This window comes from Chamaesiphon sp. OTE_20_metabat_361, assembly GCF_031364565.1.
In genome coordinates this window covers 1-9,356 of sequence record NZ_JANLWO010000436.1, presented here as the reverse complement: position 1 = coordinate 9,356, position 9,356 = coordinate 1, and the positions used below count along the sequence as shown (strand labels likewise).

Annotated in this window: 10 protein-coding genes; all 10 read right to left on the bottom strand. The window is 49.2% G+C overall.

Annotated elements, in window-relative coordinates; translation table 11 throughout:
• The coding region (locus RMO35_RS12835) for a biotin/lipoyl-binding protein (protein ID WP_309741677.1) at positions 1-1,139 on the bottom strand (1,139 nt) is incomplete at its 3' end.
• Between the two features lie 148 nt (positions 1,140-1,287).
• On the bottom strand, positions 1,288-3,432 hold the full coding sequence (locus RMO35_RS12830) for a peptidase domain-containing ABC transporter (RefSeq protein WP_309741676.1): 2,145 nt from the start codon (positions 3,430-3,432) through the stop codon (positions 1,288-1,290).
• Positions 3,433-3,695: 263 nt separating this feature from the next.
• Positions 3,696-4,040 carry a hypothetical protein gene (locus RMO35_RS12825; protein ID WP_309741675.1) on the bottom strand — a complete coding sequence of 115 codons (345 nt, stop codon included), beginning with the start codon at positions 4,038-4,040 and terminating at the stop codon, positions 3,696-3,698.
• A 29-nt stretch (positions 4,041-4,069) separates the two neighbouring features.
• Positions 4,070-4,432 (bottom strand): hypothetical protein, encoded by a 363-nt coding sequence (locus RMO35_RS12820; protein WP_309741674.1) that lies wholly within the window; start codon positions 4,430-4,432, stop codon positions 4,070-4,072.
• Between the two features lie 220 nt (positions 4,433-4,652).
• Complete coding sequence (locus RMO35_RS12815) at positions 4,653-4,931, bottom strand: hypothetical protein (protein ID WP_309741673.1); 279 nt, start codon at positions 4,929-4,931, stop codon at positions 4,653-4,655.
• 229 nt (positions 4,932-5,160) lie between these two features.
• A complete protein-coding gene (locus RMO35_RS12810; protein ID WP_309741672.1) occupies positions 5,161-6,345 on the bottom strand; it encodes a helix-turn-helix transcriptional regulator in 1,185 nt (394 codons plus the stop codon).
• A 414-nt stretch (positions 6,346-6,759) separates the two neighbouring features.
• Complete coding sequence (locus RMO35_RS12805; RefSeq protein WP_309741671.1) at positions 6,760-7,146, bottom strand: hypothetical protein; 387 nt, start codon at positions 7,144-7,146, stop codon at positions 6,760-6,762.
• A 523-nt stretch (positions 7,147-7,669) separates the two neighbouring features.
• Positions 7,670-7,879, bottom strand: coding sequence for a DUF6887 family protein (locus tag RMO35_RS12800; protein ID WP_309741670.1), 210 nt, complete (start codon positions 7,877-7,879; stop codon positions 7,670-7,672).
• Positions 7,876-8,064 (bottom strand): DUF6888 family protein, encoded by a 189-nt coding sequence (locus RMO35_RS25355; RefSeq protein WP_396135063.1) that lies wholly within the window; start codon positions 8,062-8,064, stop codon positions 7,876-7,878. The genes RMO35_RS12800 and RMO35_RS25355 overlap by 4 nt, the downstream gene beginning before the upstream one ends.
• A gap of 1 nt (position 8,065) precedes the next feature.
• Entirely contained in the window at positions 8,066-9,286 is a 1,221-nt protein-coding gene (fabF, locus tag RMO35_RS12795) for a beta-ketoacyl-ACP synthase II (RefSeq protein WP_309741679.1), read from the bottom strand.
• Between the last annotated feature and the right edge of the window lie 70 nt (positions 9,287-9,356).

Sequence of the window (9,356 nt, the reverse complement as noted above, 5' to 3'; positions counted from 1 at the left end):
CGTTCTTGCTGGAAGCGGGCGATCGCGGTTTTGCCATTGGCGCGTTCGCGCTCGATTTTGTGCTGGACTAGTTCGATGTCGGCGCGGCTGGGATCGAGGGCGACTTGAGTGCGGGTCGATCTGGCTTGAGTCGAGACGATGATTTGCTGAAGACGGGCGATGGTTTGCTGTTGTTTGGCGAGGGTGGCTTTTTGGGCGGCGATCGCTTGGAGTTGTTGCTCGGCGCTTAGTTGAGACTCTTCGACTAGGTTTTGAGAAATCGCTCCCGCAGCACCAACGCTCTGATAGCGATCGCGTTTGGCTACTGCGGCTTGATGGGCGGATTGAATCGATTTGAGATTGGCAGTGGCGACGAGTAATTCCATCTCGGCGGCTTGCTTGTCTTTCTTAGCTGTTTCGATATTGGCGCTCGCTTCGGCAACTTCGGCGCGACCGATCCGTTGTTTGTCCTGATAGTCGCGTTCGGCTCGACTGAGTTCGGCTTGAATTCCAGCGATCGATCGATCGTTTTGATCTCGTTCGCCCAGATTTTGCTGCTGGAGGGCGCTGAGTTGCGCGTCGATTTTACCGACTTGGTGCTTATTTTTGAGCTTATCGCCGCTTAATTGAGCGCGTTTGGTTTTGAGTTTGCTCTCTAGGCGCACATCTTTAACAGTGGCGATGATATCTCCAGCTTTGACGGCTTGATTTTCGCGCACGGGAATGCTCGCTACCGAACCTTCGATCGCCGACTGGACGATCCGCAGCTCGCCTGTGGGGCGAAGTGTAGCGGGTGCTTGCACAGTCGTCTGATATTTGAGAATCGAACTTAAGCCGATCGCCGCACAGAAGATGCCGATCGTCGCCACCCCGCAAATCGAGATCCAGCGACCGATCGGGGGTAAATATTCATCTGGTGTCGTCTGGCGCACCAGTTCGGCATCGATCTGTTGGGGGAAAAATAACGCACTACTCGCTTGTGGCACTACTACTATTGCGCTGCTGGGGTCGGAGTCTGCAAATAAGGCTCCACTGGGTTCGGCTACCGATAGCGGTAAGTTTGTGACGATCGCACCGCTAACGGGCAAATCGATCGTGCTGTCTTTGCTGTGGAGGAAACTAGCATTACCTTTACCATTGCGGGAATCAAAATCACTCATAATCATGATTAAAAAGTATTTTTAAAGGTAGGGTGTGTTATCCCGCAAGGGTAACGCACCGTAGATGTTCGATCGAGTGAGGATTGGTGCGTTTGAGGATTGGTGCGTTTTGCTGGCGCAGAAACGCACCCTACGGACTAAACCCTATTTACGGTTGTAAAAAATCGCGATGCTTGCCAGGAATATTGGCTAATTCACTAGGCGAACCGACGAGTTCGAGTGTGCCGCGATCGAGGTAGACGACGATATCTGCCCGTAATACCACGCGGGGACGATGACTGATGAGAATCGTGGTGCGACTGCGCCGTGCTTGCAAGACTCGCTCCAATACCTGAGTTTCGGTCGTCGGATCGAGTGCGCCTGTGGATTCATCCAAAATCAGCACGGCGGGGGAAGTCACCAAGGCGCGGGCGAGTGCCAACCGCTGTTTTTGACCGCCGGATAAGTTCGCGCCAAATTCACCCAGGATGGTTTGATATTTATCTGGTAATTGGCTGATAAATTCATCAGCTCCCGCCAGTTGACAAGCATTGATGATGTGTTCAAATGAGGCGTGGGGATGCGCCAGTCGGAAATTATCAATAATCGATCGACTCCAAAATTGAGCGTCTTGGGCGACCAATACGACCTGCTGGCGCAGACATTCCAGCGATAGGTCTTGTTGGTTATATTTGCCATAGCGAATATTGCCCGATTGCAGCGGGTACAATCCGGCAATCAGTTTGACTAGGGTACTTTTACCACAGCCAGATTCGCCGATCAGGGCGATAACTTTGCCACCAGGTAGGGTGAGGTTAAAATCTTTGAGCAGATCGATCCGTCCGGCATGGTGAAAATTAACTCCCAGACAATCAATATCGGCAGTAGCAGGGATCTTAGCCCACGGTTTGGGGGTGGTAAACACTTCTTCCGGTCGCGCGTCCAGCACTTCGGAGAGCCGCTGAATCGTGATTTGGGCGGTAATAAATTCATCGGTCAAGCCGACGAGCGACCCGAGAAAGCCGAGAAAGTTGCCGCTCATCCCGTTAAAAGAAATCAATTGCCCGATCGACATCGTTTTATCAATGACTAAATAACTACCCAACCACAGCAACCCGATCGTCGTTAAATTAGAAATAATCCCCGTCAACGTCGAGCTGTACATCCCCAGCTTCATCGTCCCCCAGCTCAAATTCGCCAGTCTGCCGAAGTTTGACTGATACTCATCCCAGACTTGCGGCGTGGCTTGGGTGGTTTTCAGGACTAGCGCAGAGCGGAAGGTTTCGACCAAAAATCCTTGATTTTCCGTCCCTTCGACGATTAGGCTGCGCGTCTTTTGGCGTAGAGCGGGTAGAAATAGGAGATTGACGATCGTCACGAGGATAAAGGCACCAATCGCAGCCAGACTCAGTTGCCATGAGTACAGCAACATCAAAATCAGGGAAACGATCGCGATAAAAAACTGACTGGGCAAACCGAGGACGATCTGCCCGACTAAATTATTCACCGTCCGCACGTCGCCCAAGCGACTGATGACTTCACCACTGCGATGCGCGTCGAAATATGTCAGCGGTAGCCGCAATAGATTGAAACCATAATCGAGCGTCAAGCCCAGTTGCAATCGCACTCCGAAATGTCCGACTAAATGCGACTGAATCAGACCGATCGCACTCCGAAAGACATTCATGGCAATTACCGCGATCGATACTGTCGTCAGCAGTTGCACATCGCCCCGCACCAACACGTCATCGGTGAGTACCTGCATCAAGATCGGCATTGCCAGTGCCAAGATCCCGATCGTAATATTGATTGCTGTTGCTTGGATCAATAGCCAGCGATAGGGAAATACCCGCCGCAAAAAGCGCCCGAATCCACCAACGCGATCGTCGGGCTGCTCGTAAAATCGCACTTCATCCGGCTGGAGGATCAGCATGATGCCATTCGACCAACTCTCCAATAATTCTTGTTTGGTGATATGGCGAATCCCGACAGCCGGATCGGCGATCGTGTATTTCTGACCGCGCTGGCGATAAAGGACGACCCAGTGATTGCCTTTCCAGTGAATCACAAATGGCAGCGGTGCTTCATTGAGATGCTCGATCGCTTGCTCTGTCGCCTTTGCTTGCCGCGCGTGAAAGCCCAACGCCTCCGAGCCGCGCCGCAAACCCAATAAAGAGGTACCTAAAGCTCCCGTCCCCACTGCTTCGCGAATCCTCGACATGGCAAAGTTCCGCCCGTAGTGTTTGGCAACGGTGGCTAGACAGGCGGCTCCGCAGTCTTCTTCGCTATGTTGGAGGATGCAGGCGTAGCGCATGGAGTTGGTACGATTGAGAAAATTAAAAACTGCGATCCGATCGGGGCGTGATGCTTCAGATCGGTAGAAACTTTTATGGCGATCGAAATCCCGTGTTACCCCCCCAACCCCCCCGAATATGCGCGGATGCGCGCACTGTTCGGGTTCCCCGACAGTGTAAGCGCACCAAGCAGGGGGGGCTTTGTCTTACTCCCTCCCCTTTATAAGGGGAGGGCTGGGGTGGGGTAACACAGACTACGCAGTAACTCCAAACCCCAAATCACCTAATGGACGAGAAATTTTGCAAAGGCAAATTTTAATTTAGGATTTTTAAAGTCAAATCTGCCGATCGCAAGATCTTGCACCAGCACATCTGCGGTAATCGTCGGCTCGTTTGGCAACGATAATGTAAACGATTTGCCTTGACCGATCGAGTCATTTGCCAATACATTCAATCCCGATCCGGCGATCGCACTTGTCATCTCCGAACTAGTTGCTTCGCTACTATCAGAAGAGGCGCTGGCAACAACACTCATCCCGCCACTGATACTGGCGGCGAGGGTATCGGACAACTCGATCGAGTGGAAATTTTGAGCAGTTGTGGCGGCATCAGCACGAGAATTTTTCATAGTAACTCCAGAGATTGTTAGTTGTTTGATTATTTCCAATCGATCGCCAAAACTAGTCCTTGCGATAAGGATATTTGCGAGCCAGTTTCACTAGCCGTATACCCGAAGACTCGATCGCCAGTACCAGTAACTTTTACGCTCGAAGTCGGATTATCGCCGAATGCGATACTCGCCCCATAACCAAAGGCGATCGATCCCACATCAGCAATCTGTTCGGCGTATGTTTTTGCGTATGCTCCAGCAAAGGTTAAGTCCCCAGAGGCAGCAGCATTAGCATTGACTTTTGCTCCCGCGCCACCAGATATACTAGCAGCTAAAACGTCGGCAATTTCTTCAATATAAAAGTCCTTCAAAGACTGTTCATACAAGCTTTTGGTAGTTGTTTCAGTCATAAAATAATAATCTATGGGCGATTCGGACGCGCGATGGTACGCCACTACTTACTTATTTAAGAAAAGATTAATTTTCTCAGCAGTTGCTATTTTTGGCTACTAAGATCGTTTAAATTCATTGGTGAAGAACTAGAGAACAAAGGCGATCTAAATCGGTTCTCTAGTTCGATCGACTGGCGATAATTTAAGCTATTAGATCTGAGCTAAAATCATCGAGAGATTAGTTGACTGCTGCTACGCCAGTAACTTTTGTCGAAGAACCCATACCTTGAACCGCAGTGTTAATTACAACGCCGTTGGTAAACGTGCTGGAACCTAGTGCTTTGTTATCAGATTCACCGATTGCGGTGTTGCCTTTAATCACAGTTCCAGCAGCAATCAAACTACCAGACAGAAAACCAAATTTCACTGTTGTCAACGAGCTAGGCCCAAAATCAAAACCACCACTGATATTTTGAGCGGAATCATCAGACAGTTCGATCCACAAGTTATTAGTCATGAGATTTCTCCAAGAAAGTAAATAGTGAATGATGCCATTTCAACCCCCAAAATTTAGCTGAGAACGAGTTCATTTCAAAGTAGATTTGACTGAGTAACGCTGTCGATCGAGCTGCTTGGAAGTTGAATGTTTCAATAGGTCTATAATACGCCGCAATTTTATTCTGAAAAATGTCAATTGCGAACTCGAATGTCCGAATCGGATCGTATTTGGCACATTCAATTTATTTTTAGACATCGAGATCGCCATACAGCCGTGCGCTCAGATCGATCCCGATCGATCGCCAGTAACTACCCCAGAGTGCCGGAGCGCGCTCGCATGGGGGCATGGGCACCGAGCGACTGCTACCTGCGGTATGAGCGATGACGGCTCCGCCAACGATCCGCTCGGAGCAGGCATCGTCGATCTCTTGCCACATACGCGGGTGTCGATCGAGTTGACTGGCGCGTTTGAGGGTATCCGAAGGCTTTTCACCAAATAATTGCTGATATTCCTTGGCAAACTTGCCCCCCTGAGTGATGCCGTAATTCATCATCACGTCGATAATCCGCGTAGCATCGCTCGATCGTTCCAATTCCTGCCGGATCCGCTCTAGCCGCGATCGCGAGACAAAGCGCATCGGCGAGCAATCACATTCTTGGGCAAAGGCTTTTTGGAGCAGTCGGGGCGAAATATTCACCGCAGCGGCAATATCAGCGAGTTCGATCTCCTCCTGAAGATGCGCCGCGATAAACGAACTCGCTTGTTTGACATAACAAGCAAACGCGCCCTGACAGCAGTACAAGATCTCGTCGGAGTAGTTATGCTTGACTCCTTTAAGCAAGCAAGTCAATAACGCACCTGCGAGTTCTTCCTGAATCGTGGGTGAGGTAAGATTCAGCCCCGGAGCGTGCGATCGTCCCAAAAATTCGATAAATTCTTTCAAACTCGTGCCAAAATCGGTATCGAGATCGATCGCCGACTCGAACGAAATCGGCTGTTTTAACTCGCGATCGAGCAATTTAGCCAGTACCAACTCGATCGATGAGCGATCGAATCCCACCACCAATACCCGTCCGTTCGTGCTGGCAATCCCTGGAAACGCACCATCTGGATCGATCGCCACTGCTGTCGTTACCAGATGGGGGGCGTGTTGCCACTCGATCCGACCGGAGATCGGCACGCAAATCGTATAATCTGTATCGATCGGACTCCGTTCTAGGGTAAATGTCTTTTGCCACTGCAAATCGACGAGCCGAATATTACTGATGTAAGAGTAATGAATGTCGATCGGCGATCGACTTAGCAGGGTAACACCGATCGACTGTCCTAAATTATCGGTTTGTGCCGCTCCCGTATTGGCACTGGGTCTCGATCGCGCTGGTGGATTATGATGGTAGGGATACCGTTCTAAAGTTGTTTTTTTAGTTAACACGGTGCTATCAAATTTTAAATTAACTACTCACGGTCGAACGATTGTCTAATCGATAATTATGTTCTATTTCGACGTTATTATTACTAATAGCTGTGTGTTAGATCGAGTGTTTGCCAGTGATTTACATCACAGGAAACTAAAAATGTAGCGTGGATTACAGCTTGCTGCTAAATTGTAGCTACTTAACTCAGTTAATTAGAATACGCCAAATTACTTGTTTATTTAGCTCTAAGTAACTTTTAGAGCTAGCAGCCGATCGGCAATGGATTGTCACTTTTTCTGTTGCTGCTGACCTGAGCCGTATCGCCAGAGGCGAGGCTACGCCAACGCGTAGCGTCCGCTTGCGGAATCGATTGCTTCAGTACTTGGTAAGGTCGCAATCTTAAATATACAAAAAATACCTAAGTACGATCGCTAAAATCGCTTTAAAACGATTGTAGACATCTTCGCTTCAATCCGATCTCTAACTTCAGGATTTAATGCACCGATAAAATCTCGAACATATTCGATCGCATTCAAAGCTGATTCATCGCTACCTAATAAAACAATATTTACTAAAATATCTCTCGATTGAGCTAAATCCATATCTCTGAGCAATAAAATCAAGGCTTCGATCCAGAGATCGCTTTGAGATTGCCAATAGCTTTGGAGTTGCACCCAGTCTCGATCGAGAAATCGCTCTAGATATTCCACCCCCAGATCTTCTACTCCAACGCCCTCACCGAATATCTCCGGAAGTTCTTCTGTGCCACGATTGGTATGGCGATCGATAAATTGGATTAAGCGATCGCAATTTTCCACCTTATTAAAAATGTAGGGTGGGCACTGCCCACAGACTAGATTTAACCGAAGCAATCAGAGCCGATACTATCTTTCGATCGCTTATACTTACTTAAGTGGATCTGGCGAATTTGTATCCTATAACATCATACTAATTGCTCTAATATCTGTTTTAAAATCTATTTAATCAGGTCGTCAAATACTTATTGAATTAAATCGATAATATATTGGTGGGCATTGCCCACCCTACTGGGACGACACGACTTGTATTCTGTGCCACGATTGGTATGGCGATCGATAAATTGGATTAAGCGATCGCAATTTTCCACCTTATTAAAAATGTAGGGTGGGCACTGCCCACAGACTATATTTAGCCGAAGCAATCAGAGTCGATACTATCTTGCGATCGCTTACAATCTCCAATTCAATCTGAGAGATTTAGATCGTATAACATCATACTAATCGATCGATCGAATATCTGTTTTAAAATCTATTTAATTAAATCGATAATATACTGGTTGGCAATGCCCACCCTACTTGTATTCTAGTTATTCGCTTCACCAGATGTTTGCGATTCAATTCTCTGGAGTAAATTTGCTTCCCATCGAGGATCGGTGGGATCGATCGTAATCATCCGCCCTGATGCTTTAGATCGATCTACATACACATGAAAAGCCTGAATATCTTCACGATGGGTAAGTACATATTGACGTAGCTCACCAAGTCCCATCGTTTCATAATTAGCTGATGTCATGGCTCATACCCTCCTGTCGGCTTAATCTCAAAATCACTATCACCAGCCAGCACGTATACATTCCCTGTTCGCTCATCGATTCTGACGAGTTCTATAGCTCTGTATTGCCAGCCAGTATAAATTACGTTAGTCAATCGATAACAAAGTCGATAAAGACCCTGAGCTTGTTCGTTGTTAGGTTCCATTTTACACGTATTTCTGGAATGCCAGAGTCACATTGTGTCCGCCAAAACCGAAGGAATTGGATAACACGACATCGACATTGGCAGCGCGACTGACATGGGGGACATAATCGAGATCGCAACCTTCTTCGGGAGTTTCGAGATTGATCGTGGGAGGGATAATGCTGTGATGGATGGCGAGGGCGGATGCGACTCCTTCGATGCCGCCTGCTCCGCCGAGGAGGTGTCCCGTCATCGATTTGGTGGAACTGACCGCGATCTTGTACGCGTGGTCGCCGAGTGCCTTTTTGATGGCGGCGGTTTCGGTGGGGTCGTTGATGGGGGTGCTGGTACCGTGGGCGTTGATGTAGCTGACGGCTTCGGGTGCGAGTCGGGCATCTTTGAGGCAGAGGGACATGGCGCGGGCGGCGTCGATGCCACCGGGGGTCTGTCCGGTCATGTGATAGGCATCGCAGGTCATCGCGTAGCCGACGACTTCGGCGTAGATTTTCGCGCCGCGATTTTGGGCGTGTTCGAGTTCTTCGAGTACTAAGATGCCGGAACCTTCGCCCATGACGAAGCCGTCGCGTCCGACATCAAACGGACGACAGGCGTGGAGGGGGTCGTCGTTGCGGGTGGAGACGGCTTTGCACGCAGCAAATCCAGCAATGCCCAGGGGTGTGATCGCGGCTTCTGTACCGCCGCAAATCATCGCTGTGGCGTAGTCACCCTGAATTAGTCGAAATGCTTCACCGATCGCATTTGCACCTGCGGCACAGGCCGTGACGGTACAGCAGTTGGGGCCTTTGGCACCGATTTCGATCGCGACGAGTCCGGCTGCCATATTGGCGATCATCATCGGAATCATGAACGGACTACAACGGCTGGGGCCTTTTGTCAAGTAGATTTCTTGTTGTTCTTCGAGGATCTTCAGTCCACCAATCCCCGTCCCGATCGTAACACCGACTCGATCGGCATTGGTCGGATCGATCGTCAATCCCGAATCGAGGATGGCTTGTTTGGTAGCACAGACAGCCAGTTGAGCAAAACGATCCATCCGTTTAGCTGCTTTCTTTTCGAGATACAGCAGCGGGTCGAAATTTTTGAGTTCTCCCGCAATCCTACAGTCGTGCTTGGACGCGTCAAAGTGCGTAATCGCCCCAATCCCATTCCGCCCACTCACCAAGCCTTCCCAATACTCAGCTAAGGTGTTTCCAATGGGCGTAATCGCGCCTAAACCAGTAATAACAACACGTTTGCGTTCGCTTAGCGTCGGCTTTGCCGAATCGCTTCGCGGAGATTGTGGAGCGGAATTT

What these genes read in the sequence shown, in the direction of transcription:
- RMO35_RS12830 (WP_309741676.1), bottom strand. Translation starts at nt 3,432, where the DNA reads ATGCGCTACGCCTGCATCCTCCAACATAGCGAAGAAGACTGCGGAGCC.
- RMO35_RS12825 (WP_309741675.1), bottom strand. Translation starts at nt 4,040, where the DNA reads ATGAAAAATTCTCGTGCTGATGCCGCCACAACTGCTCAAAATTTCCAC.
- RMO35_RS12820 (WP_309741674.1), bottom strand. Translation starts at nt 4,432, where the DNA reads ATGACTGAAACAACTACCAAAAGCTTGTATGAACAGTCTTTGAAGGAC.
- RMO35_RS12815 (WP_309741673.1), bottom strand. Translation starts at nt 4,931, where the DNA reads ATGACTAATAACTTGTGGATCGAACTGTCTGATGATTCCGCTCAAAAT.
- RMO35_RS12800 (WP_309741670.1), bottom strand. Translation starts at nt 7,879, where the DNA reads ATGACATCAGCTAATTATGAAACGATGGGACTTGGTGAGCTACGTCAA.
- RMO35_RS25355 (WP_396135063.1), bottom strand. Translation starts at nt 8,064, where the DNA reads ATGGAACCTAACAACGAACAAGCTCAGGGTCTTTATCGACTTTGTTAT.